This window comes from Bacillus sp. DJP31, assembly GCF_049310945.1.
In the GTDB taxonomy this organism is placed as follows: domain Bacteria; phylum Bacillota; class Bacilli; order Bacillales; family SA4; genus Bacillus_BS.
The window spans coordinates 117,672-143,246 of sequence record NZ_JBMERO010000008.1; the positions used below are offsets into that span (position 1 = coordinate 117,672).

Sequence of the window (25,575 nt, forward strand, 5' to 3'; positions counted from 1 at the left end):
GCGTAAGCGCCCCGTTTAGACCCAGGCATAGCAAATGTTCTAAAAGGAAATAAAAGGAACAATCCCCTTTTATTTGAATCAAGTTATTTGACCTCAGGCGGTCTTGGTGCTGGAGCTAGATTAAAAATGGGAGGTAAAATCATGGCAGTTTCAAAGGAATTTATATATGAACCATTAACAGAAAGATCAGCAATCACTCTAGCAATCCGACTTCGGTTATTTGAAGATGGAGAAGTGTTAACTTGTTATGAAATTGGAGATGGCAATCTAAACCTTGTGTTTCGTGTTGTTGATCATGTTAATAGCAAGGGCATAATTATTAAACAAGCACTCCCCTATGCAAAGGTTGTCGGTGAAAGCTGGCCTCTTACTCTTCAACGAAATAAAATTGAGTGTCAAGCTCTCAAAATATTTAGTAAACATGTCCCAGGTCTAGTTCCTGATGTTCTTTATAATGACGAGGTGCTAGCCATTACTATTATGGAAGACCTATCTCATCTAGAAATTGCAAGAAAGGGACTTATTAATCGAAATGATTATCCTCTTCTTTCTCAACATATCGGAACATACTTAGCGAAGACACTATTTTATACTTCTGATTTTGCATTAGAACCATTGCAGAAGAAGCTGCTAGCTAAAGAATTCGTAAATCCAGAACTATGTAAAATAACAGAGGATCTTGTGTTCACTGATCCTTTCTTTAATCATGAGACCAATAATTTTGAATCAGCTTTAAAAGATGATGCGGAAAACCTTTGGAATGATCTTAGTCTTAAACTTGAGGTTGCCAAGCTAAAAAAGAAGTTCTTAACGAGTGGAGAATCACTTTTACATGGAGACCTTCATACAGGTAGTATCTTTGTAAGTCAAACTGAAACAAAAGTAATTGATCCTGAATTTGCTTTTTACGGCCCTATAGGCTTTGATATTGGTCAGTTTACAGCCAACCTCCTTCTTAATGCCCTGTCATTACCAGAGCAGGATCGGGATTCACTCTATCATCATGTAGCGAAAACATGGTATGTGTTTTCCACCACTTTCTCTACTCTTTGGAAAGAAGAAAGCCTTGAAGTTTACTCACGTATTGATGGATATTTAGAATTTACATTAAACCAGATTTTTGAAGATACGATTGGGTTTGCAGGATGTGAATTAATTAGACGTACGATTGGGTTAGCACATGTGGCAGATTTAGACGGGATTTCAAACGATGAGCTAAGAATTAGTGCAAAACGAAAAGCTTTATCACTAGGTAGTCAGCTTATTAAGAGTCGTCAAAAAATTCAATCCATTGAACAATTAATTGAAATCGTAAGGAGTGTACATGCAGAAAATGACTAAGACAGCAATCATTCCCCAATCTGTTCAGTGGAAAGATGATTATATCCTATTGTTAGATCAGCAAAAGCTTCCACTTGAGACAGTTTATATTGAGTTAAGAACAGTAAAGGACGTATGGGAAGCCATTTATACGTTAAAAGTAAGAGGGGCTCCAGCTATTGGAATTGCAGCCGCATTTGGGCTTGCTTTAGCCGCTAAAAGCTATGAGGATGTTAATTTAACTGCATTCCACACCCAGCTTCAAAAAGACAAAGATTACTTATCTAGTTCTAGACCTACTGCTGTTAATCTTTCATGGGCACTTAATCGGTTAACTGAGAGTGTGGAGGGTTCATTATCAATAAATGCAGCTAAAACTACGCTCATTCATGAGGCTATTCAAATTCAAGTAGAAGACGAAGAGGTATGCAGGCAAATCGGGGAGCATGCCCTCTCACTTTTTAACGAAGGAGATAAAATTTTAACGATATGTAACGCAGGATCTATTGCAACTGCAAGATATGGGACCGCTCTAGCTCCTATTTATTTGGCAAAAGAACGTGGAATAAACATTGAAGTATTTGCATCTGAGACACGTCCTGTCTTACAAGGAGCAAGGCTAACTACATGGGAACTTATGCAAGCAGGTGTTAACGTAACGCTAATTACAGATAATATGGCGGCACATACCATTAAGACCAAAGGAATATCTGCTATCATAGTAGGCGCTGATCGGATAACTGCAACTGGGGATACGGCAAATAAAATAGGAACCTTGAATCTAGCACTACTTGCTCAAGCCTTCCAAATCCCTTTTTATGTGGCTGCGCCTCTTTCAACCTTTGATCTAACACTCACTTCTGGGGAAGATATCCCTATTGAAGAGCGTGATGCTAAAGAAATTACCCATATACTCGGCCAGCAAATCACTCCATTTGGTGTAAATGTATTTAATCCAGCCTTTGACGTCACTCCTAATGAACTCATTACCGCAATCATAACCGAAAAAGGTGTGCTTAAAGGGAATCTTCAAGCTGAGATTGAGCAACAGTTTATAGTAAGTTAACAAGGTCTTACATCGTGTAAGACTTTTTTTATCGACAAATTTCGAGTATTTTCTTACAAATCCACACAACCCAACGTAAAATATGTTATGATATTTTTAAAATTACCCTTATTGATTATTGTTGTTTGTTCATTCTTTTCTTTAATAAATTTCACATACTAAACTTTGCTACTTTCCTATTGAAATAGAGGTGAAAAGATGTCACAGAGTTCGAATGTTACAAAAGTACTAAACGGGACCATTCAGTCAGTAAAGAGTGTACTTCCTATGCCTGTTACTATTAATCCACCTTCTCTTTTTAAAGAAAAGGTTATTCGTTTAACCATGTCCGTTTTAATTGGTATGACAGGTGATATAAAAGGCAGATTAGTCATCGACGGAACCCCACAGACATTCAGCTATATCGGTGAAATGATGTATGGGATGCAGCTCGAAGGAGAAATGCTAGAGTCTTTCACAGGGGAACTTGGGAATATGATTGCGGGTAATCTAGCAACTAATGCCTCTCAAAACGAGCTCATTATGGACATTACCCCGCCAACTGTTCTCGTTGGTGAAGCAAAGCTAACTGGTTTTACCCAAGCAATAAAGGTACCCATCACTTTATCCACAAACGGTGAGTTAGTTGTCATTCTTATGATTGAAGGATAAGGAAAGTGCAGAGACTCTCTACCTCTGCACTTTTTTACTATTCATAATTTGTTTTGTTTCTTCTCCATTAATTATTTGTAGCTTTTTGGCAATGGTCGTATAGAACAACACTTTCTTTTTTCCTCGGTTCATGATTAACTCCCTCCTTTTTTATTGCACGTGACCAACACTTTTTCCCTTACTGAAATTATATGCTAATCCATGAATATGGTGTACGATCTATTTCATTTTGTTTGATTTATTCCTTCTCCAATTGAAGACAAAAAGAATAAGCACAATCACAAGAACGAGCGGGATTCCAGCCATATAAATGTTTTTCAAAATAACATCCATCTGGTTGCCGAAAGTAAATCCAAGGAAGAAGAATAGGCTCGTCCAAACGGCTGCCGTGACATAGGCATAGATAGCAAACGTTCGATAGGCCATCTTTGTACTTCCTGTCATAAAAGGAACAAAGTGCCTAACGCCTGGTAAACAATACCCCGCAACTAGAGCCATAGGACCATATTTTTCAATGAGCTGTGATGCCTTGAGTATATGTTGTTGATATTTGGGACGATGTAGGAAACGCTTTTGAAGTGGAAAAAAGAAGAACCTTCCTAAAACATATAAAGTTGTTAAACTCATAACGACCCCGCAATATGTAACAAGAAATGCTGGCATCGTTGCTAGCAATCCCTTTGATGTTACAAAACCACTAGTCATAACAATCACTTCATTTGGAACAGGAATACCAAAAAAACCTATCCATAAAATTAAAAATAATGCAAAGTACCCATACTGATCCACAAAAGTAAATGCAGTTTCTAAATCCATTTGACCCCTCTTTTCAAGAGTAAAGGCCATTGAATGCTTCAACGGCCCAACATTCAATCTTTAAGTGTCTACGCACCTTCTAATATAAGGAATTTCTCTTGCAAATCCACTTTATTTCCAGCGAATCCTATTAGCAGCTTATTCTTATCTATTACCCGATGAAACGGAATAATTAATTGTATTCGATTTGCCTTATTCGCTTGTCCGACTGCTTGTCCTACACACTCGGGTTACATGTCGCAATCAAGCATAATCTGTCTCCATCGAACCCTCATTCAGCGTAGTCATTCACTTTCAACTTGGGTAATAGGTAAGTAAATATGGAAGGTTGTTCCTTCCCCTTCCTTGCTTACAACTTCAATTTTCCCTTTATGTTCTGCTATTATTTTATAGGATACCATTAAGCCAAGTCCAGTTCCTCTTTCCTTTGTTGTATAAAAGGGTTCCCCTAGTTTTCTGATTTTTTCCTCTGGTATTCCACAGCCCTCATCTTTAAAGGAGACTCTCATTATTTTTTCTGAGTGATGCTCAATTGAAACGTGGATAGTGCCACTCTTAGGCATAACTTCAATTCCGTTTTTTAAGATATTGATAAAGACCTGTTTTAACTGATTAGGCTCACAATAAATCTCAGTGTCTTCATCTACAACATCCACTTCAAACTGAATATTTTCTAAAGCGGCTTGTGGAGTGAGAAGGTCAATCGTTTCATGCAAGATCTTCTTCAGATCCCGCTGTTGGTATTGAACAGCCTGTGGTTTTGCTAGAATTAAAAACTCCGTAATAATAGATTCAATTCTCTTAAGTTCTGAGGTTATAACCTCAAAATACATAGAGAAATCCTCTTTGACATTTCCTTGTAATAATTGAATAAAGCCTTTCAATGCAGTCATTGGGTTTCGTATCTCATGGGCAATCCCTGCGGCTAGTTCTCCTACAATTGTTAAAGTATCAGACTTTCTAAGCTTTTCTTCCATTTCTTTTCGCTCTGTTACATCGTGGAGAATAGCTAAATGATTATTTATATATATATTTTTACTTAGCGTATATTCAATTATCCGATTATTCAAAATGAATTGCCCGCTTAAACTTGCATTCCCTAGAAGTTGCTTCCACTTTTCTTCCCTCTCTATATCATTTATAAAAGCAAAATTCTGAAGCTTTAACGGGAGAAGTATCTCATTTTCAAGACCAAATATTCTTCTTGCCTCAGGGTTCATATTGACTATATTCCCTTCATCTTCAATGATAATAAACCCATTTAAGGCATTATCATAAAGCTGTCTAAACTTATGTTCACTCTCCCTGAGAGTAATTTCAATATTCTTCCTCTCCGTTACATCACGGAAAATGGTCATATTCATTTTTGGAATTACGTTCCTTTTGACAGCAAACTCAATAATTCTCTCTTCCCCATTTTCTAACATAAAAGGAAGCTCTGCATATAAACCTCCAGCATCATGATTCGCTTGGCTTGCTTCTAACGTGTAATCTTGAGTACTATTTATAAATTGGTCAATTCTTCTTAACAGTAATTCTTCTCTACTTACCTTTAATATTTGACAAGCAACTGGATTAACATCAATGATACTTAAATCCTCATCCCAAAGTATGATTCCATCTAATGCACCTTCAAAGATTCGTCTAAACTTTTGTTCCTTTTCTCTTAAGTTTTTTTCCATTGACCTGGTTTCACTAACGTTTCGGAAAATAGTCATATTGTAATCATCTAATACTTTATATCTTGATGTGAATTCTAGCCTTTTTGTTTGTCCGTTTACCATGTGAAAATCGAGCTCAGCCCTTAGCTTACCTGTCTCTTTTAATTCTTTATTCATGTTGATAACTTCAGTACTAGTTTGATCAACAAAGTCTAATAAACTTCCCTGAGTTAGAAGCTCAATCGGCATTTCAAATGTCTTACTTGCTGAACTATTTGCATTAATGACCTTTCCCCCATTACCCCATATAACGATGGCATCCAGGGCAGCATCAAATATTTCTCGAAACCTAAGTTCACTATCTTGAAGCCTTTTCTCCATGCCTTTTCTATCTGTTACATCTCTCATAATAGACATATAATAGTAATCAAATATATTTGCAGTGGTAGTAAATTCAAAAACTTTCTTAACACCATTTTTCAATTTGACAGGGAGTTCACCCTTTGCTTTTTCTTTCTCATCTAAAATAGTCCAAAGCTTTTCTAATTTATATGTATATTCTGGCTCTACAAAGTTGTATATTGTTGAATTAAGTAGCTCCTCTTTTGTTAATTCAAAGCTATTCATGAAGGATTTATTACAGTTTATAAACGTTCCAGAACGATCAAAGATAACAATTCCATCCACTGCTTGCTTATAAACGTCCATAAATAATTGCTTGCTTATATCTCGCTGTCGCTCTAATATTTTCTTTGGTGAAATGTCCCGCATTATTGAAACATCTGTATTATTAATATCATTTTTTCTAGCAGAAAACTCGACTTGCTTTACAGTCCCATTTCCTACACGAATGGCGAATTCTCCCTTTAGGAATCCATCTTCTATCAGCATTTTATTTTGTTTTGTAATTTTCTGCTTAGATTCAAGCATTAGAAATTTTAATAAGCTTTCACCAATTAGATTTTCCTTTGGTAGCTCGAACAACTGGCAAGCTGCCTGATTAACTTCTGTAAAGCATGTATTCGAGTCAAATAAAACAACAGCATCTAAAGACTGTTCAAACATGATGCGATATTGACCAATCATATCGAGAAGATCCTTGTTTTCTTGTTGGAGCTTCTTAAAAGAGGCTTGTAATTGCATATCACTTTGCTTTGTAGACAAGTAGTTCACCTTCCTCTTAATAATTAACGCACACTCTTTGATTACTACATTCTACAAAGTTCGCCTAAATCCTTCACAAAACTGCTATACATTTCTTTCCAAAACCCATGGTTCGTCATTTATTCTTAAAATATGTTAAAATATAATTTAGTGTGTTTTTTTAGTATCTTATTTCCTGCTTCGAAAAAAGGAGTGTCCAAATATAATGAATGTTGTACTTAGTACCTTAAATGCCAAATATATTCATACCAATCTTGCTATTAGATGCCTACGTGCGTATGTAGAGCCAGAGCATGACGTGAAAATGGCTGAATATACCATCAAAGACCCTGAGATGAATATTGTCACTGATCTTTTTAGGCATGAACCTGATGTGATCGGCTTCAGCTGCTATATATGGAATATAGAAGAGACGATTAAAGTCATTAGCATCTTAAAAAAAATTAAACCCGACCTAACGATTATTGTCGGAGGTCCGGAAGTTTCTTATGATGTCACTTATTGGTTGGACCGTTTAACAGATGTAGACTTTATCGTCCTTGGTGAAGGAGAAGAGACCTTTAAACAGCTACTTGATGAGCTTAAAAGTAATAAAAACTTTGTTTCAGTACCTGGCTTAGCCTTTCGTTCGGTTGAGGGTAAGCCAGTTGTTAATCCTCAAAGAAATAAGTTAAACTTACAAGATGCACCTTCTCCATTCAAGTTTGAGGAGGATCTGCACCATTTTTCAAAGCGAGTAACATATATTGAAACAAGCAGAGGCTGCCCTTTTAGCTGTCAATTTTGTCTTTCTTCTATTGAAGTTGGTGTTCGTTATTTTAATAAAGAAAAAGTGAAGGATGATATTCGATTCTTAATGAAGAATGGGGCTAAAACGATTAAATTCGTGGATCGCACCTTTAACATTAGTAGAAGCTATGCGATGGAAATGTTTCGTTTTTTAATCGATGAGCATTTACCTGGCACGGTCTTTCAGTTTGAAATAACGGCGGATATCATGCGACCAGAGGTCATTGGATTTTTAAATGAAAATGCACCTGTTGGCTTATTCAGGTTTGAGATTGGTGTCCAATCAACAAATGATTCTACAAATGAATTAGTCATGAGAAAGCAAAACTTCCAAAAGCTTACCCGCACAGTAACGATGGTTAAGGATGGCGGGAAGATTGATCAGCATTTAGATTTGATAGCTGGCTTGCCTGAAGAAGATTACGAATCGTTTAAGAAAACCTTTAATGATGTTTTTGCGATGAGACCTGAAGAGCTTCAACTAGGTTTCTTAAAAATGCTTCGAGGCACAGGTCTTCGTATCCGAGCAGCAGAACACGACTATGTATATATGGACAATTCGCCGTATGAAATCTTAAAAAACAATGTGCTAACATTCCAAGAAATCTCCAAAATAAAGCAGGTAGAGGATGTACTAGAAAAGTATTGGAATGACCACAGGGTGGACTACACACTGGAATACTTGGTTACAGAGGTATTCCCTACCCCATTTGATTTCTTTCAGGATTTCGGACAATATTGGGATGAAAAAGGCTGGGTAAGAATTGGCCACCAACTAGAAGACTTATTCTTGCGACTTTGGAACTTTCTAGTCGATAGTGGACAAGAAAACATTCATATTTCTCATAGCCTTCTTAAGGTTGATTATTTGCGTAACCAAAAATTCAAACCGAGAAAGCCTTGGTGGAATGATACGCTTCAAAAAGAGGAGCGTACATCCATCTATAAACAACTCCTTTTGAATCCAACAATTTTTGGCGATAGCTTTGAGGCATTGCAGCTTCAAGAAAAAGATTTATTTAAACACAGTGTACTCGAAACCATCTCATTAGATTTTCAGCACTTTCTTCAGTTAGGGGAGATTAAAGAGGAACCATCCATTCTTTTAACTTACTTTGATCATAAAAATCAAGAGACCTTGATTTTTTCAGCGCCCATTAAATTATTTAATGTAGTTTTAACGTCTAGGTAATATCTAGGCTATTGAAAAACCCAAGCCTTTCATGAAAAATAAACAGCAAAAAAAGACGGCTTCAAAATTCAAATAGAATTTTTGAAACGTCTTTTTTGTGCTTAGAATCTATAACAAGCGAAGTAAATGCTGATTTGAATTATACTTCGCTTGTTCTTAGAATATTGTCTAACATGAGACTAGAGAGTGCAATTGTGACCTTTGTAAGGAAGTTTCTTTTACTAATCTTAATGCTTTAGTATTTTGAGGTTTATGGTTATTTCAAGCATTGAAAATTTGTGAAAAATGTCTTATCGCCGATATATTCTGATAATCGCCGATATAATGAGATAATCGCTGATATATTCTGATAATCGCTGATAAAACAGAAAAATCGCTGATATCGTAACTATCCGAGTACCTTGTCATCAATTTTCAGGTCCATTTATTCGAATTTATGGTGAAAAGAAGGAACTCTTCTTAAACAAATGGATTATTTCTTTCTACCTGACGTAAACTTGGCACAAATGGATCGTTTTGACTCAAAACTTGTAGATTGACTGTAATAGTTTCCTTTTGACATAGTTTTAAAAGAACGCCTTCTTTTATTTATTCAATTTCTTTTTTGATTTCGATTTTGCTTCCGATACTAGCTCAAATGCCTTATTGGCATTGTAATCGCCAAGTTCAGTACCAAACTCTTCTTTTAACAAATCCTTTGAAATTGTATGATTATTATCCGGTGGATGTAGTCCTTTAGCCATATGTTTTTACTCCTGCTTTTTCGTTTTGGTACCCTTTTTTGGAATTTCGATTCGCGCCTTTCATTGCCTGCTCTTCAGTTGCCTCTTGAGCAAACTCTGTATCAGGAAGACTCTCCTTTGGTGTGAAGTTATTGTTTCGAGCAGCATCAAATTTCACTTTGCGCTTTGCCATTTCAAAACACCTCTTTTAAAATATTAAGAGGAAAAAATCCTCTTCTATATTGTTACCTACTTGTTGCTCTGCATGAAAGGAAGTTTTGTCCTCTTACAAATTCAGGCTTATTTTAATGGATCATTCATATGATGATATCTGTTGGAAACAATATTTAAAGAAGTTACCAGAAGAGAGGTGAAAAAGTGAAAAATAAAAACGAAAGTCAAGAAAAGAACTTAGAGATTCCTTTTATTAATGAGACAATGCCACATCAACCAAATGCACCAGTATTCAGGGGCAGTGGGATAAAAATGGAAAAGCCCTTTATAAATGAACATGGTGTTGTTATTGGAGACAGCTTTTATGATTCACCTAACTCTCCATTAAATAATTGGTCAGATAAAGTAGACCCTGAAATTATGGCTGGGGAAGAGTGGGTTCACCCAACAAATGATATTGGTTGGAATACAGCAGAAAACAGAGAATTAATCGAAAAAAAGATTCCCCCTCGTGGTGTTCCTTTCACGCATCCAGATAAGGACGTTAGCTACAATCAAGATTAAGTTTAGAAAACAGGGAAGAGCTTGATTATCCAAGCTCTTCCCTGTTTTCTATAGACAATGATTCTGCCAAATTTCTATTTTATTTCTTTTGGTTTAATTTCTTTCAGTGCAATAAATGCAGTAAGAAGACAGATTCCTGTAATACTGTAAAACATAACTTGGTGCGAGGCCTTCATCAGTAAAACAAAAACGGGTGGACCTGCAGCAACTCCAATAAATCTCATTGAGCTATAAATGGAAGTAATAGTTCCTCTCTCTTCCTTCTCAATCCCCTCTGTTATAAGAGCGTCTAAACATGGAAGTGCAACCCCAATCCCTAGTCCACAAAAGAAGAAGATGACCAATAAGAGAAAAATATTCTCAGTAAAGCTAATGGCAAACACTGAAATTGCTAACAGTAAAATACCAAAGAATGTAATCCATTTCATCAATACTTTGTTTTCTTTGATTTTTTTTCCAGTTATATAAGAAGCAAAGCAAAGTGCCGCTAAAGGTATGGCTAAGGTAAAACCTTTTTTCAAACCATCAATATGGTGTTGATCCTCTAGCATTGAAGACAGGTAAAATAGCACACCGAAAAGCACAAACATTAATACGCATCCAATGGTAAAAATGGCATAAAGCCAATGACCATTCTTCTTGAATATATCCTTAATACAAATCAGAAATTTTTTAAACGGAAGTGGTCTTTGTCTTTTCTTGGGACTTTTCACTAAAAATAGCATAAGGACTACAGAGATTACAGTAAATACAGGAAATGCAAAAAATGGCAAATACCAGATATACCCTGCGAGTAAAGACCCTAAAATAGGACTTAAAACCTTTCCGAATGTATTAGATGTTTCAATGACACCAAGTTCTTTACTTACTTCTTCTTGATTTTTAAACATATCACCAACAAGTGGCATGACGACAGGTGCAGCACCTGCTGCTCCAACACCTTGTAATACCCTCCCTAAAAGAATCATCACATATGGATCCTTCATCTTCCAAGCTGCCCAGCCTGAAAGTAACCCGCCAATACCCGCAATCAATAAACTAGGAATAATAACTTTTTTTCTTCCAATTCGGTCCGATAAATACCCCGCAATAGGTATTAAAATAATAGCAACAACAGAATACAGCGTTATTATCATACTAACTTGGAACGAACTAATCTTCAGCTTCTCCTCTATAGTCGGAAGAACAGGGATTAACATAGAATTACCTAATGTCATCACCAATGGTATGGAAGCAAGTGAAACGATCGCCCATCTTTTTTCATGTTCCATATAACTACCTACCTTATCAAGTAAATTCGTCCTTATTAATATGAGTAATCAAACCAAAAAATATATTTGTAACTTATTGGGAACTTTAGCACTTTAAAGGAACGGGGGCCTGGCCCCCGTTCCTTTAAAGTGGTGAAGGATTAATCTGAAAAGGACCTCTCTTACGATTAATGGAGGTTACATAAGTATTCTTTAGCCAATGATTACTCGCTCTTTTGGGTAGTGGTAGCGTGATAATTTTTTTTGACCACCTAGTAAGAAGAGGACAACGATAATACCGATACGACCTACAAACATTAGGAATATGATGATGTACTTACCAAATGAACTTAGTTCGGGTGTAATTCCCATGGATAAGCCTGAAGTACCAAACGCTGAACAAACCTCAAATATAATACTAATTAAAGAGAAAGGTTCGGTAATTGACAGTATTAGGATAGAAGTAAAGCATATGATCGTTGCGATAATCGTTACAGCAAGTGACTTTAAGAGATCATCATCATACAATTCTCTACCAAAGACTTTGATATGACGATTCCCTCTAGCAAAATGATAAATAAATAAGAAGTTAAGAGCAAACGTAGTGGTTCTAATACCGCCTCCCACTGAGCTTGGTGATGCACCAATAAACATGAGAACTGATATGAAAAGAAGAGTTGGTTCGCTAAATTCGTTAATATCTATCCATTGTTGCAAGTCCACCACTTCTCGTACTAACCGATTGGAAAAGCGAATAAAAAAATGCTTCATGCCAAACTTTATCCTTGAAGAATTTATTAACTTCTAATAAAAAAATGATGATTGTACCAAATACTACTAATAAAAGAAAAGTAGTGGACGTCAATTTTGAAAATAATGAGAATCTATATCGAATTCCATCCCGCTTTCTGTTCGTTAAGAAATTCTTTACCTCTATTAATACCGGAAACCCAATGGCTCCTAAAACGATAAGTATCATATTAATAATTTGAACAAAGTAGTCATTAGCATAAGGGATTAGCGAGTTACCTGTGATATCAAATCCACCATTTGTAGTTGCTGACACGGAAGCAAAGAACCCATGTAAATAGGCTTCCTTCCAGTCAGGAAAATACTGCAAAAAGTACGTACCTAGAATGAGTGCCCCTACTATTTCTATAATAAATATAATCGCTAATATTTGTCTCATCAAATTTACTAGCCCAGAGAGATTGGTTTGGTTTTGATCAAGCATAATAAGTTTTCTTTCTCTTAATCCAATTTTTTTTCCCATTATAAGCCATATAAACGTTCCTAATGTCATAATTCCAATCCCACCAAATTGTAGAACAAAGGCCAGAATAAAGATTCCAGGAATACTAAAGGTATCAGCCGTAGAGATGACGGTTAAACCCGTTACACTAACAGCACTAACCGCTGTAAATAATGCATCAACGAAGTTCCACTCTACATTTTGTTTATGTGCAATTGGTAAACTAAGAAGAGAAACAGAGACACTTACTGCAATAAAATAAAAGCTTACAATTAGTTGTGCTGGAGTTAAATGTTTTAGTTTTGCTTTGATTTTCTGATACAATCTGCTACACATACCTTTCATAATAAGGTTTACTTTAATCATTTTGACTTAAGTATTTAAAAAGAGCAACCTCAATTGTTTTCAGAATAAACTCTTTAATAATATCTTTCCCATCTTAAACATTTTCCTTCCACCTTATGAAAACATTGGCTTGTATCGGCAACTATATAGTCACTCATACTATGAAAGTAACAAACGTTGTATGTAGAAGAAAAAAAGGAGATGACAAAACATGGCTAGAAGTAGTAATAAATTATTAGTGCCTGGAATTGAACAGGCGTTAGACTCTATAAAATACGAAATCGCACAAGAATTCGGTGTTAACTTAGGATCAGATACAGTTTCTCGTGCAAACGGTTCAGTTGGAGGGGAAATCACAAAACGACTTGTAAAAACAGCTCAACAACAACTTGGCGGACAACTTAACCCAGGGCAATAATTGAATATATTTGGCTAAACCCGGGCTTGCATTCGCAGCCTGGGTTTTAACGCTTTAAAGGAGTGGGGGACAGGCCCCCACTCCTTTAAAGCACTAAAAAAAGCCCTAGTATAAATATACTAAGGCTTCAATTGTGTGCAAATACTTATTATTCGCCTGCTGATGGGGTAAAACTACGTTTTGAGAATTCTGTATCTAGCATGAAAATAGCATTACTGTCATTCTGAATTCGCTTTAGTTTTTGAATGATGCTATCAAACATATCCTCTTCTTCTACCTGCTCTTCAATGAACCATTTTAAGAAAGAGATTGTAGCATGCTCTCTTTCATCCATGGCAATGTCTGAAAGATGATAGATCCGTTTTGTTACTTCTTTTTCTTGTGTTAGTGCTTTTTCAAAAACATCTAACAAAGATGAGAAATCATTATTAGGAGAGTCAAATCCCTTAATGACTGCACGTTTCCCTAATGCATTGATAAAGTTGTAAAACTTCATTGCATGAAAACGTTCTTCTTCAGCTTGAACAAGATAAAAATTAGAAAATCCATCTAGTCCTTCATCAGAACAGTAGGCAGCCATCGCTAGATAGGCATGTGCCGAAAAGAATTCATAGTTCATCTGGTCATTTAAAGTTTCATGAAGTTTTTCCGTTAGCATATTCATCACCCTTTGTTTTTCTTCAAGTATAACATAGTGGTAGAAATATGGTGTAATTCAAACTTCGCAATATCCAGAACTTAATGACTTTTAAATTTAAACATCTGATGATATTGAATATCCATTTTTTCAACTTGTGCATTTATTTTAGATGTATCTAAGAACAAAAAAACTAATATAAATACGATCATCAATAATATCGACAACTTTGAATCGTACTGCTTGAGTTCCTGTTGAATAACTGAAACCATAAAAACTAAAAACATGACTGTTAAAAGTAAGAGAATCTTTATGAGTTCTCCGTTCTTATCCATCAAATTCCCAATCATGGCGCCTATTATACTTCCCATCATACCAGTGATCATCCCTTGGATACAGGCAATTGGACTGATTGGCCACCCTATGATTAGACCGATTAAAATACCAACCATTATTCCAAGAACAGTTGCAGAAAATAAATCATGTACAATAAAAATCCCCATGATCGTACCCATACACATACTCGCCATCATTGAAATGCCCATGGTGACTATCATACCAGTCATATTATTCAACTGATGCCTTTTCAAAAATACATAGCCAATCGTGACTCCAACTATGAATAAGACCAATATCAACAATAAATAAAAGTGCATGCCCCATACCCCCTAGTTGTCCTATATAACAGTATTCATAGGCCAATCAAAAGAGAACAAAAAAAAGAGGAGGTCTGTGAAAACCTACTCTAATCATCATTAGCATCTTCGTCATCTTTTTCATGGTCATCATCTTCATCATCTTCATCATCTTCGCGATCCTGTTGATCTCGTTTTTCTTTTACCTTCTTTAAAATCTCTTGAACCGCTTCTGGTGGATTCTTTTCCTTCTCCCGGCTGGTTGCACTTGAACCGCTTGTAACTCCAACTTTTACTTTATCCTTATTTTCTACTTTTGGTAATTCCTGTTTTTTTTCAGTGGAAGCATGCTCATTACCCTGCTTTTGATCAATTTGCGCTGGTACTTTTTCGGTCGCCTTATTTAGCTTGTCTGCCTCTTTGTTTGGATCCACTTTTTCTTTGTCATCCTCAAGATCTGATGAAATATCCTTCTCTAACTCTTTTTCTTTTGCTACTATTATTTCCCTCTTATATTTTCCAGTAGATATTCCCTTTTGGTGAGCGAGTTCTCTTTCTTCGTTAGTACTATTTAGAACTGTAATCGGTATATTCACTTCTTTGTAGGATTGGACAAGATCTTTGACATTGGTGTTTAACTTCTCCTCCAATGTTTGGCTTTCTGTCTCTACAATGACAGTTGCTATGATAATTTCAGAACCATCTTGATAATAACCAGATTCTTTACTTTCTTGGATAATAGCCGTAGTTACTGAATCAATTGGTTGATTCATCCATTCCTTTAAGCTGTCTAAAACCAATTCACCTTCACTGTTATAGGCTTCAAGGCTTACAACACGGAGTTTCTTGTCCACACCCGCTTCTAAGCTAGGATTGATATCTATGGACATATAGGCATAAACTTCCTGGCTATCATAAAAGGTAAAAACAGTAAAAAATAAGAGAACCGCTGCAACAGAACTAGCCATAACAACACGCAATTTTTCGAACTGGAAGATGGACTTTTTCAAGGAGTATGTTTCATTTACAGCAACGAAACTAATCTCTTCACCAATTTCATAGTGATCTCTTACCTTCTTACTTTTAAGGAATTCGCCGTCAGGGGTTAAAAACGTTACAAACTTCGAATTAACTTCAAGCACAACACCTTTTTTCAACTGGTCATCACCCCTTTCACGTACTCTTTTAAGTACACATAGTCGCTTGCCATTATAATGCAAACAGCAATAATATATTTCCTATTCCGTTCAATGGTTTTACGAGATACATCTACATGCTTTTCAAGCTCTTTTATAGGAAGTCGCTTTTTTTCAAATAAGTTTTTTTTGAAGTCAGGATTTTGAGTGACTACATTCGCAACTTTCATAGCATTTACTCTAGCATCTGCATGTTTAGGAGAATTGTCTACAAGATCAAGAAAAGAAAGGTCAAATTGCTTTAGAACGGTTTGATAATGTTGTATTTCGTCTCTTCTATGCTCCTGCTCTAGTTGCTTTTGATAATCATCCACTGAAGCTACAACTTCATACTTACTTTGGACCATATCTTCATCATCTAAATGAGTATCTAGTTTTACGGTCTGTTGACGACTTTCTTTACGAATAAAATCTATTACGCGTCTCTTTATGATCAATTCAGCAAAAGAAAGAAGAGAACTTCCTTTCTCTGTTGAATATTTCTCAATAGATTCGTTAAAGGCAATAAGTCCAATGCTAAACTCATCATCTTGATCGCTAATATACCGTTTACAAACTTGAGAAACGGCTTTTGCAATGAACGGTTTATATTGGTCAATGAGCTCTTCACGGAGGTATGAATCTCCATTATGAATAGCCAGAACCTTTTCTTCTAAGGTTTGTTTTTTGTTTAACTTAAAGAGTATACTCAGCAAAGGACTTCACCTCTTCTCCTCACTATAACTTTCGTATCTATAAATCCGTTTTATGTCCGTATTAATACGAAGTTTTTATTAAAAATATGATTTATTTACCCAGATTTCATTAGTTCAAAACCTTTTGTAATTTAAAAATAAATAATAGCCACCTCAACTACGCTGAAGTGACTATTATTTATTTTATTATACCATTGGAGGAAGCCCTTTGAATTCTATTGAGGAGTTAAAATTGTTTCCAAATTATTAACTTACTTGTTATTTTCCTTTTTACCCTTTGCATGCTCACGTTTTTCTGTAGCTCTTATCTTTGCTTCTTCTCGCTTTTCTTTAGCAATCTCTAAGCCATGTTTCTTTTTTTCTTTTGCTTCATCTTTTTTGGAATGAGTAGTGACCTTAGATTCTTCTTTTGCTTGTATTAATGGAGCAACGACTTGATTTGTTTCTTCAATCGAAGTGTCGACTTTATTGTCATCTTCAAGAGTCACTGTTTCTAAACCTATCACTACTTCAGTTGTAGCTTCTACTTCGGTTTCAATTTCAACTACTTCATCTGAAGCAGTTTCTTTTTGAATGACCTTTTCAGTTTTTGCTTGCATTTTTGCTATCTTCTTTTCAAATTTCGCAAGACTTTTCTCAATATTTCGAGCAAGAGCGGCTTTTGCTACTGGATTTTTAACTTTTTCTAATGCTAGGGTTAAGGCAATAATGTTCTGAGCAAGCTTACCTTCATGCTCAGTTTCCACCTGTATTTCTTGTTCCACTTCTTCATCGACATTAACAATTACTTCTTCTTCAGTCAGCTCTGTTGTTTCATTATCATTTTCAGTTGTAGTTTCCTCAACTGTAACCTCTGTGGAATCTTCTTCCACGTTTACTTCTTCTTCAATCATAAATTCATCTGAGTTCTCAATGGTTAAAATGGCTTTCTCCAAAACTTCAAGTGCAAGTTCTTCATTATCTTGTTTTAGGAGTGCATCTGCTTCTGCAATACGCTCTGCGGCAAACTCAGCTAATAAAGAAGCCTTTTCCTTATCCTCAAATGTTAAAGTCACTTGAAGCTTTTCAATAAATGTCTTTAAAAAATAGAAGAAATCTCCAGGCAACAAGGTAACATCTGCTACAACATCAGTTGATCCCTCTGCTTCAACCGGTGTGTCAGTCACTTGAATATCAGTAATCGTCTGTAAATCTACTGTTTGTGTCATCTCTGTTGAATTACTGGTATTCTCTTCTGCATCTGCGTAAGTTGCTACACCTGTTAATGATGTTGAAGATGCTAGTAAAGTTAGTATTGATCCTTTTATTATGAAATTCTTCATTCTTCCACCTCATTCTATTATTTTCCCTTTTTTGCTTGGCGCAAGCCTTCAAGGTAGTTTTGCTTCTGACGTTGTTAAACTCAGAAACCTTGCTTTTAATCTTCACCATAACTTACGGCTAGTAATAATTTTTTGAGGGGGTCTCGAATTAATAGTAGCGTGGATTTACTAGAATAAAAAAATCCTTTCTATATAAGAAAGGATTCGAATGTATTATTTCCTCGTAGCATGAAAGAGCACAACTCTCTTTTTCCACATGAAGTATAGAACGATGAAGACAACCATTCCAATGGCAATTGGAAATAAATATTGATCCGCGATACTGCCAACATCCTTCCAGCGTGGTCCAAGCTGAAAACCTAAATATACATAAAAAGCGGTAATTGGAAGCATGGCAACAAAGGTAAATATACTGAATAGCCAAACGTTCATCTTTGCCATTCCACATGGTATTGAAATGAGGGTTCGAACACCTGGTAAAAAACGTGCAGAAAAGGCAACAATTCCACCATGTTTTTCAAAGAATTCATCTGCTTTGTTGATTTGTTTTTCTTTAATAAATAAGTATTTTCCATATTTAATGAGAAATGGTCTTCCACCAAATCTCCCAAGAGCATATAACGTTAATGGACCAGTAGTCCCTCCTATTGTCCCAGCAAGCACAACTAGCCAGTATTTCATATCGCCTTCGTATACCCAGAAGCCAGCCAGTGGCAGCACAAGCTCTGCAGGGATAAATTCAAAGGTTAAGGCAATCAATATTCCCAGATATGAAAACTGCTTCAAGAATTCGATAAAGGATAATGCCAACTCTTCCATTTTGTTATTCCTCTCATAAAAAACTGTTATTAATTTTTTTTCATACAAACTTATTTTAAATGGACATCCATAGAAGGTCAATGAAAATGGAAAACATTCACTTCAACAAAATCGAATACAAAGGGAAAGATAACATTATTGTTTAGATAATTTAACAAAGGATGTGATGATTTGTGCATACAATGTGGAAAGGCTCCATTAGCTTCGGTCTAGTCAATATACCAATCAAGCTTTTTTCAGCAACTGAGGACAAGGATATAAAGTTACGCACTCTCCATAAAGATTGTCATACCCCCATTAAATATGAAAAGGTATGTCCTACTTGTGAAAAAGAAGTAGAAACAGATGACCTTTTAAAAGGGTATGAGTATGTCAAAGGGAAGTTTGTCCTCTTGAGCGATGAGGAGCTTTCGGATTTAAAAGAGGAACATGAAGAAAAAAGTGTAGAAATTATTGATTTTGTTAGATTAGAGGAAATTGATCCTATCTATTTTAGCCGCTCGTATTATATGGGACCCGGCGAAAATGGAAATAAAGCATATGCCCTATTAAGAGAAGCACTCGAAAAATCCGGGAAAATAGGCATTGCAGAAATCGCTATTCGTTCCAAACGGCAAATGGCCGTGGTAAGGGTCTATCGAAACACATTAATTATGGAAACTATTCATTATCCGGATGAAGTTCGAAACGTGGAAGAAGTTCCGAGTGTTCCAGAAAATGTCCAGATTAATCCGAAAGAACTTGATACAGCAATTATGTTAATCGATCAATTAACTACAGAGTTTCAACCTGAAAATTATAAAGACGAATATCGTGAAGCTGTTAAGGATCTAATTCAGGGGAAAATAAACTCCAATGAAGGTACGACCTCAAAAGAAGCTCCACGTACGAATGTAGTGGACTTAATGAGTGCTCTGCAGGCTAGTATTGAACGAACAAAAGGAAAAACACCTGTTGCGGCAAATAGTAATGCGGAGGGGAAACCGAAAGTAGCTAAGGCTGTAACCAAGTCTCCTGCTTCTGATAGTTTAACGACCACTGAGAAAAAAAAGACAAGAACAACAAGGAAAAAAGCGTAAGGACTAAAAAAAGGAAGAGCCTTGTTCAGCCCGGGCAAGCAAACGTGCCTGAATCAAATAAAAGGATGATCTGCCCTTTACGGATATCTATCTACCTCTTCTTGGTTACCGCTTCACTGCTTTCTTAGCTTTGGCGGTCACCTAACTGCCCCTTTGGTTACCGCTTCCGCTTCACTATTTTTTTGGATATTACGGGCACCTAACTGCGCATTTAGTTACCACTTCACTGCTTTTTCGGGCTCCCTATGAATAAACCACAATCATTTATAAAAACAATTTTTACGAAAAAGCTTTTGAAAGGAAAATAAAATATGAAAATCCCTAAGCCTATGTTACCCACTCTATCATCTGGGCTCCCTCAGGGAACTGATTGGATATATGAAATAAAATATGATGGTTTTAGAGCACTTTTCTATATTGATCATGATTCCTATCAGTTGATTAGCAGAAATGGACTCTCTCTTGCTTCCCAATTTCCCGAAGTGAATGAAGCTGCCCAGTATATGCAGGATGTTTGGAATGATCAACTTCCACTTTTGTTCGACGGTGAGTTATGTATTCTAGATTCTCCCTATAAAGCCAATTTTGAAGAAATTCAGCTTCGCGGTAGATTGAAAAATGAAGATAAAATAAAAAAGAAAATGAACGAGAAACAAGCACACTTTTGTATTTTTGATTTGGTTGTTATACGTGGAGAAAATGTAAGTATTCGCTCATTTACGGAACGAAAATGTTTGCTGCAGGAATTATTTACTACAGCCGGACTTCCTTTAGAAATTCAACCAGGTTCTGATATCTTTATTCAATACATAAAAGTCTTTGAAAATCCCGAAGAAGTGTGGAAACTTGCTGAACGTTTTGATGCTGAAGGAGTCATTGCCAAAAAAACAACAAGTAAATGGGAGGAAGGAAAAAGGACAACACATTGGATTAAAGTAAAGAACTGGAAGGAAGGAACATTTTTCATTACAGCATATGAAGTCAAAAATGGATTTTTTCATGTTGGAGTTATGCGAGGCTCTGAAGTGTATCCTATGGGACTCGTGTCACATGGTTTTTCATCTGAAGAACGTGAGGCACTACTTTCTGTCATTAAGACAAATAAGGTGAAAGAGACGAGTGCGTTCATTTATGTGGAGCCTAGCATTTGTTTAGATGTAGCTTTTCTAGAACTTTATAAAGAACAACTAAGACAGCCTAGCTTCAAGCAGTTTCGCTTTGATGTAAAATGGGAGGACTGTACTTGGGAAAAGCTTCAGCGAGATCGCATGAACTTCCCAGATGACGTCACTATTACACACCCTGACAAGCCCCTCTGGCCTAAAAGAAAGATCGATAAGCAAAGCTATTTATATTACTTACAAGGTGTTGCTGCCTATCTTTTACCCTTTTTAGAAAATCGTTTACTAACCGTTATCCGTTATCCACACGGCATGCTTGGCGAGGCCTTTTACCAAAAAAACTGCCCCGAGTATGCACCTGATTTTGTTCAAACGTCTATGTCTGAGGGTATCAATTACGTTATATGCAACAACCTGGAAACACTTGTATGGCTTGGTAACCAGCTCTCATTTGAATTTCACATACCCTTTCAAACCATTCAATCAATGGGACCTTCTGAAATTGTGTTTGATTTAGATCCACCAGGACGGGATTATTTTCCTTTGGCTACAAAGGCAGCATTAATGATGAAGGAAGTATTTGATGGTTTAAAACTCCAAACATTCGTCAAAACCTCTGGTAATAAAGGATTGCAGATTTATATTCCGCTTCCGGAGAATACATTTAGCTATGATGAAACTAAAATTTTCACGGAATTTATGGCCCACTATTTAATCACAAAGGACCCTGAGAGTTTTACAATTGAACGACTGAAAAAAAATCGCGGTAACAAATTATATGTTGACTATATTCAACATGCTGAAGGCAAAACAATTATTTCTCCTTATTCCACACGTGGAAACGCGGATGCCTTAGTTGCTACACCTCTTTATTGGGAGGAAGTGACCGAGAAATTATCTCCTGAACAATTTCCACAAGATATAATCATGAACAGGATTAAACAGGTCGGAAATCCGTTTCAGCACTACTTTGAGGCAAAAAAGAATCAACCTTTTCAGGAGATAGTAGATTTTTTAGCTCAGGCAAAGTAAAACCTGAGTTCTTGCATTTTAAACAGGAGTCTTTTTTACGATAAAGTTTTTGTAAATACCCCCAAAAACTCTTGGGAGCTTCTCGAATCTATAAACATGGACATAATTTTGCCTTCTGGCTGGAAGGAAGAATCTTCCAAGATGCTTTTACATTAAAACAATTCTAATTAGTGCTATACTATGTTCACAAGAAAGCGCTACCATATATTGCTACGAAAATTTACGAAAAGGTACTATAATTGCAAAAAAGGGCGTGAAGGAATGGATCAAGCACTACTACATGTGATGATCAACCATTGGCGCGGAATGTACAAGGTTTTGGAAAGTGATTGGCAAGCCGTTGCAAAAGAGACAGGTGTTACACCTGCAGAATTACATGTACTCTGGATATTGAGCTTAGAAGTACAAGCCACAATGTCTCGAATAGCAGAGCTTGGACTCTGGGATTTATCAACAGTCGCTCAAATGATTAATCGCTTAAAGAAAAAAGAAATGATTAAGACGAAAAAGAAAAACAAAGATAGAAGGATTTCTTATTGTGAACTTACACCATTAGGCAAAGAAAAAGCAGAAGAATCTAAAGCGCATTCATATAAATTTTTAGACTATCTAAAAGAGCAAGAGGACAAAAATAACGATATAAGCATCATTGAACAGCTACGTGATTTCCAAGTTAAATTTAATCGCCATTTCCACGGTAAGGATTTTGTTGATTGGGTAGATGAAACCGCTAAACAATTACCATAGGCAAGGGATTCCAAGCAGAAAATAGACTGCTTGTTTTTTTATTTCATTTTATATTCCAATTATTGGTATTTGTCGATTCATACAAATTAAGGATAAACTTCAATAAAAATGCTCACCCTACTAGTGAAATGAGGTGAGCTAATCACAATGACAAATATCTTTCAAGGAATAATGGACTCTTTAAAATTAGAAATGGATAATGAACCTGTATCACCTCTTCATGTTGGAGAAGTCATGTCATCTTGGATGTATGTAGCCTTGATGGACGAAGCAAGCATCTATATGCAAGTTGCATTGAACACTACAACAGATGACCAATTATGTACTTTGCTGAAAGTAAGCTCAAAACAATGCGAAGCCCAGTCTCGTCAGCTGAGAGACTTTTTAATAAAGGAAGGAGTCCACCTACCACCAGTATCAGAACCAAGACCAGACTCCAACACAGAAGCTGTTCCATTAGGAGTTAAGTTAACCGATGATGAGATTGCAAATGGGGTATCCATTAAAACAGTTGCTTCCATTATTCACTGCGCTACAAGTGCTTCTCAGTCGATTCGAAACGACTGTGGCATGATGTGGATACATTTCCTAAACGAAAAGCTCACGTTTGGCACATCTCTCAAAAAAGTAATGAGAGAACGTGGCTGGATTAAGGTTCCTCCTTACTACTACCCACCTGGCCGGCCGACATCTTAATTCCAAAAAGGCATCAAATCAAACATGACACAATTCATGAATTGTGTCATGTTTGCCATTCGCGTTTCTTATGAAGTTTCAACTGTTTCTCGAAGTTTCATTTTTGTAAGGATTAATTTAATTTGGAAGTAATCAATCTCGCTAGGAAGAAGATCCTTTATAGGCCTTAACTTTTCATCACCAGATTCCAGTATTTTTTCTATTATTAACTGTTCTTGCTGTTGGGTAACTTCCTTATCCCAATCTATCTCATATCCCGCTTCAGCTGCTAGGATGAGGTGATTCTGAATGGTGACTAAAGAACGATCCCGTTTTTTGGAAATTTCTTTCAAACTCTGACCATCTTTGTATAGCTCATAGCTCTCAATGAATGCAGGTGTTTTTTCTTCACTTTTAGGACTCGTTTCTACCCTACTCATCTTAGACTTTACTTGACCGTTTTCCTCTATATATTCAAGAATAACGGATAGAAAACGTTCTCCATAACGGTCTCTCTTTTGTTCTCCAATTCCCTTTACATGAATGAGTTCTGTCATGTTTCTAGGTTGGTCTTCACAAAGCTCTCTCAATGTCCGATCCGAAAAAATCATGAAAGGAGGAACATTTTCTTCTGTTGAGATTTCCTTGCGAAGCTCTCGTAAACGATTAAACAGGTCTTGATCAACAATTTCAGTTTTCTTTTGGATCCGTTGGACTTTTTTATAGATTTGATTTTCACCTTTTAGGACTGGAACTGACATCTTAGTGAGTGATAGTGTCGGATACTGCCCATCCGTTAGTGCCAAGTACCCTTCTGCCGTCAAGTATTGAATGGTCGAACTAATGTCCTTTTCAGGATATTTGCTTAGCAGACCATAAGTTGTTAGCTTTTGAAAACCTAGCTCTACTATCCTCTTATTTTTTGAACCTTTTAGTACCTGTGAAACCAGTGTAACCCCAAAGCGTTCGTTCATCCTCTTGATGCAGGAGAAAATGATTTGAGCATCTTTTGTAATGTCTACTTTTTCACGATCATCTTTACAGTTCGCACAATTTTCACAAGAAGTGTCGTGATCTGTCTCACCAAAATATTGAAGTAAGTAGGCGTGTAGACATTTCTCTGTATGACAAAAATCAATCATTGTTTGAAGTTTTTTATATTCCTGTTGTTTTCGGTCTGGATTTAGTTGTGTTTGCTCGATCAAATATTTTTGAAGCTGAACGTCCTGTGGAGAAAAAAGCAACGTACATTCAGACATTTCGCCGTCACGTCCAGCCCGTCCTGCTTCTTGATAATAGGATTCAATATTCTTTGGAAGTTGGTAATGGAAGACAAATCGTACATTTGATTTATTAATTCCCATCCCAAAGGCGTTTGTCGCAACCATAATAGGAGACTTGTCATATAGAAACTCTTCTTGCGATCGCTTACGGTCTTCATCACTTAAACCTGCATGGTACTTGGCAACTGGATAGCCAAGTTTTTTTAGGGAATCGTGAATTTTGTCTACATCTTTACGAGTCGAAGCGTAAATAATTCCTGACTTCTCATTATTTTTTTCGAGATAATCTTTTATAACTGAGAATTTTTCTGCACCTTTTTCAACAGTGATGGTTAGGTTATCACGCTTAAAGCCTGTGGCAAATACATCCATTGATTGGATAGACAGAAGTTTAGAAATATCTGTACTGACTTCCTTTGTAGCCGTTGCTGTTAATGCCAGTATAATTGGCTTAGATGTAAGTCGCTGAATGACCTGAGAAAGTGTGCGATAACTCGGTCGAAAGTCGTGACCCCAATGAGAAATACAGTGTGCTTCATCAACTGCGACCATGGATACATGGAGATTTTCGAGTAGGGAACAAAACTGAGGAGATTCAAATCGCTCTGGGGCAATGTAAATCATCTTAAAATCGCCATTTTGTGCTGCCTTTAACCGCTCTTGGACCACGGTGTTTGAGAGAGAACTATTAATAAATGTAGCAGGTATGCCAATCACCTTTAAACTATCAACCTGGTCCTTCATTAAGGAAATTAGAGGAGAAATAACGAGTGTAACACCGTCCATCAATAATGCTGGAATTTGATAACAAACAGATTTACCCCCACCAGTAGGCATCAAAACTAAAGAATTTCTGCCTTGAAGAACATTTCCAATAGCCTCTGCTTGTCCTTTCCGAAACCGATCATAGCCGTAATATTTCTTCAACAAAACTTCTGCTTCTAGTAAAA

The 25,575-nt window shown here is 36.3% G+C and carries 22 protein-coding genes and 2 pseudogenes; 10 read left to right on the plus strand and 14 right to left on the minus strand.

Annotation, left to right across the window (positions count from 1 at the left end; all coding sequences use genetic code 11):
* Positions 1 to 141: 141 nt before the first annotated feature.
* The 3 genes from mtnK to ACOI1C_RS09855 all read left to right on the plus strand — a co-directional run bounded on the left by mtnK (position 142) and on the right by ACOI1C_RS09855 (position 3,037).
* Positions 142 to 1,341, plus strand: coding sequence for an S-methyl-5-thioribose kinase (gene mtnK, locus ACOI1C_RS09845; protein WP_422510361.1), 1,200 nt, complete (start codon positions 142 to 144; stop codon positions 1,339 to 1,341).
* The gene (gene mtnA, locus ACOI1C_RS09850) at positions 1,334 to 2,386 is read left to right on the plus strand and encodes an S-methyl-5-thioribose-1-phosphate isomerase (RefSeq protein WP_422510395.1); all 1,053 of its coding nucleotides are present in this window, start codon (positions 1,334 to 1,336) and stop codon (positions 2,384 to 2,386) included. Before mtnK ends, mtnA begins: the two co-directional genes overlap by 8 nt.
* Positions 2,387 to 2,584: 198 nt before the next feature.
* Positions 2,585 to 3,037, plus strand: coding sequence for a chemotaxis protein CheX (locus ACOI1C_RS09855; protein ID WP_422510362.1), 453 nt, complete (start codon positions 2,585 to 2,587; stop codon positions 3,035 to 3,037).
* Positions 3,038 to 3,256: 219 nt separating this feature from the next.
* Here ACOI1C_RS09855 and ACOI1C_RS09860 read toward each other — a convergent pair whose 3' ends face one another.
* From ACOI1C_RS09860 to ACOI1C_RS09870, 3 genes and pseudogenes are all read right to left on the minus strand, one after another.
* Entirely contained in the window at positions 3,257 to 3,853 is a 597-nt protein-coding gene (locus ACOI1C_RS09860) for a DedA family protein (RefSeq protein WP_422510363.1), read from the minus strand.
* A gap of 68 nt (positions 3,854 to 3,921) precedes the next feature.
* Positions 3,922 to 4,056, minus strand: a pseudogene (locus tag ACOI1C_RS09865) (MGMT family protein); the annotation flags it as partial.
* An 81-nt stretch (positions 4,057 to 4,137) separates the two neighbouring features.
* Positions 4,138 to 6,657: a PAS domain S-box protein gene (locus ACOI1C_RS09870; protein WP_422510396.1), complete on the minus strand. Its 2,520-nt coding sequence runs from the start codon at positions 6,655 to 6,657 to the stop codon at positions 4,138 to 4,140.
* A gap of 226 nt (positions 6,658 to 6,883) precedes the next feature.
* On the opposite strand from ACOI1C_RS09870, the gene ACOI1C_RS09875 reads away from it, so the two are divergent.
* The gene (locus ACOI1C_RS09875) at positions 6,884 to 8,659 is read left to right on the plus strand and encodes a B12-binding domain-containing radical SAM protein (protein WP_422510364.1); all 1,776 of its coding nucleotides are present in this window, start codon (positions 6,884 to 6,886) and stop codon (positions 8,657 to 8,659) included.
* A 584-nt stretch (positions 8,660 to 9,243) separates the two neighbouring features.
* On the opposite strand, the gene ACOI1C_RS09880 is transcribed toward ACOI1C_RS09875, so the two are convergent.
* Together ACOI1C_RS09880 and ACOI1C_RS09885 are read right to left on the minus strand one after the other, a co-directional pair.
* A complete protein-coding gene (locus ACOI1C_RS09880) occupies positions 9,244 to 9,402 on the minus strand; it encodes a hypothetical protein (RefSeq protein WP_422510365.1) in 159 nt (52 codons plus the stop codon).
* On the minus strand, positions 9,395 to 9,574 hold the full coding sequence (locus ACOI1C_RS09885; RefSeq protein ID WP_422510366.1) for a hypothetical protein: 180 nt from the start codon (positions 9,572 to 9,574) through the stop codon (positions 9,395 to 9,397). The genes ACOI1C_RS09880 and ACOI1C_RS09885 overlap by 8 nt, the downstream gene beginning before the upstream one ends.
* A gap of 185 nt (positions 9,575 to 9,759) precedes the next feature.
* Here ACOI1C_RS09885 and ACOI1C_RS09890 point away from each other — a divergent pair, with 185 nt between their 5' ends.
* On the plus strand, positions 9,760 to 10,119 hold the full coding sequence (locus ACOI1C_RS09890; RefSeq protein ID WP_422510367.1) for a DUF3905 domain-containing protein: 360 nt from the start codon (positions 9,760 to 9,762) through the stop codon (positions 10,117 to 10,119).
* A 74-nt stretch (positions 10,120 to 10,193) separates the two neighbouring features.
* Here the strand turns inward: ACOI1C_RS09890 and ACOI1C_RS09895 are convergent, their stop codons facing one another.
* Positions 10,194 to 11,390 (minus strand): MFS transporter, encoded by a 1,197-nt coding sequence (locus tag ACOI1C_RS09895; RefSeq protein WP_422510368.1) that lies wholly within the window; start codon positions 11,388 to 11,390, stop codon positions 10,194 to 10,196.
* Between the two features lie 192 nt (positions 11,391 to 11,582).
* Positions 11,583 to 12,957 (minus strand): annotated as a pseudogene (locus ACOI1C_RS09900) (TrkH family potassium uptake protein).
* A gap of 220 nt (positions 12,958 to 13,177) precedes the next feature.
* On the opposite strand from ACOI1C_RS09900, the gene ACOI1C_RS09905 reads away from it, so the two are divergent.
* A complete protein-coding gene (locus ACOI1C_RS09905; RefSeq protein ID WP_422510369.1) occupies positions 13,178 to 13,384 on the plus strand; it encodes a small, acid-soluble spore protein, alpha/beta type in 207 nt (68 codons plus the stop codon).
* Positions 13,385 to 13,532: 148 nt separating this feature from the next.
* Here ACOI1C_RS09905 and ACOI1C_RS09910 read toward each other — a convergent pair whose 3' ends face one another.
* The 6 genes from ACOI1C_RS09910 to ACOI1C_RS09935 all read right to left on the minus strand — a co-directional run bounded on the left by ACOI1C_RS09910 (position 13,533) and on the right by ACOI1C_RS09935 (position 18,688).
* Positions 13,533 to 14,042, minus strand: a complete 510-nt coding sequence (locus ACOI1C_RS09910; protein ID WP_422510370.1) for a ferritin — start codon at positions 14,040 to 14,042, stop codon at positions 13,533 to 13,535.
* An 80-nt stretch (positions 14,043 to 14,122) separates the two neighbouring features.
* Entirely contained in the window at positions 14,123 to 14,677 is a 555-nt protein-coding gene (locus ACOI1C_RS09915; protein ID WP_422510371.1) for a hypothetical protein, read from the minus strand.
* 89 nt (positions 14,678 to 14,766) lie between these two features.
* Positions 14,767 to 15,813 carry an anti-sigma factor domain-containing protein gene (locus ACOI1C_RS09920; RefSeq protein WP_422510372.1) on the minus strand — a complete coding sequence of 349 codons (1,047 nt, stop codon included), beginning with the start codon at positions 15,811 to 15,813 and terminating at the stop codon, positions 14,767 to 14,769.
* Positions 15,810 to 16,547 (minus strand): RNA polymerase sigma factor SigI, encoded by a 738-nt coding sequence (sigI, locus tag ACOI1C_RS09925; protein WP_422510373.1) that lies wholly within the window; start codon positions 16,545 to 16,547, stop codon positions 15,810 to 15,812. Before sigI ends, ACOI1C_RS09920 begins: the two co-directional genes overlap by 4 nt.
* A gap of 251 nt (positions 16,548 to 16,798) precedes the next feature.
* Positions 16,799 to 17,869, minus strand: a complete 1,071-nt coding sequence (locus tag ACOI1C_RS09930) for a DUF5667 domain-containing protein (RefSeq protein WP_422510374.1) — start codon at positions 17,867 to 17,869, stop codon at positions 16,799 to 16,801.
* Between the two features lie 213 nt (positions 17,870 to 18,082).
* Positions 18,083 to 18,688 (minus strand): DedA family protein, encoded by a 606-nt coding sequence (locus ACOI1C_RS09935; protein ID WP_422510375.1) that lies wholly within the window; start codon positions 18,686 to 18,688, stop codon positions 18,083 to 18,085.
* 173 nt (positions 18,689 to 18,861) lie between these two features.
* Between ACOI1C_RS09935 and ACOI1C_RS09940 the strand changes: the two genes are divergently transcribed.
* From ACOI1C_RS09940 to ACOI1C_RS09955, 4 genes are all read left to right on the plus strand, one after another.
* Entirely contained in the window at positions 18,862 to 19,767 is a 906-nt protein-coding gene (locus ACOI1C_RS09940) for a Ku protein (protein ID WP_422510376.1), read from the plus strand.
* A 311-nt stretch (positions 19,768 to 20,078) separates the two neighbouring features.
* The gene (locus ACOI1C_RS09945) at positions 20,079 to 21,920 is read left to right on the plus strand and encodes a DNA ligase D (RefSeq protein ID WP_422510377.1); all 1,842 of its coding nucleotides are present in this window, start codon (positions 20,079 to 20,081) and stop codon (positions 21,918 to 21,920) included.
* 261 nt (positions 21,921 to 22,181) lie between these two features.
* Entirely contained in the window at positions 22,182 to 22,667 is a 486-nt protein-coding gene (locus ACOI1C_RS09950) for a MarR family transcriptional regulator (protein ID WP_422510378.1), read from the plus strand.
* 147 nt (positions 22,668 to 22,814) lie between these two features.
* Positions 22,815 to 23,363: a DUF3231 family protein gene (locus tag ACOI1C_RS09955; RefSeq protein WP_422510379.1), complete on the plus strand. Its 549-nt coding sequence runs from the start codon at positions 22,815 to 22,817 to the stop codon at positions 23,361 to 23,363.
* A gap of 68 nt (positions 23,364 to 23,431) precedes the next feature.
* Here the strand turns inward: ACOI1C_RS09955 and recQ are convergent, their stop codons facing one another.
* A complete protein-coding gene (gene recQ / locus ACOI1C_RS09960) occupies positions 23,432 to 25,552 on the minus strand; it encodes a DNA helicase RecQ (protein WP_422510380.1) in 2,121 nt (706 codons plus the stop codon).
* Between the last annotated feature and the right edge of the window lie 23 nt (positions 25,553 to 25,575).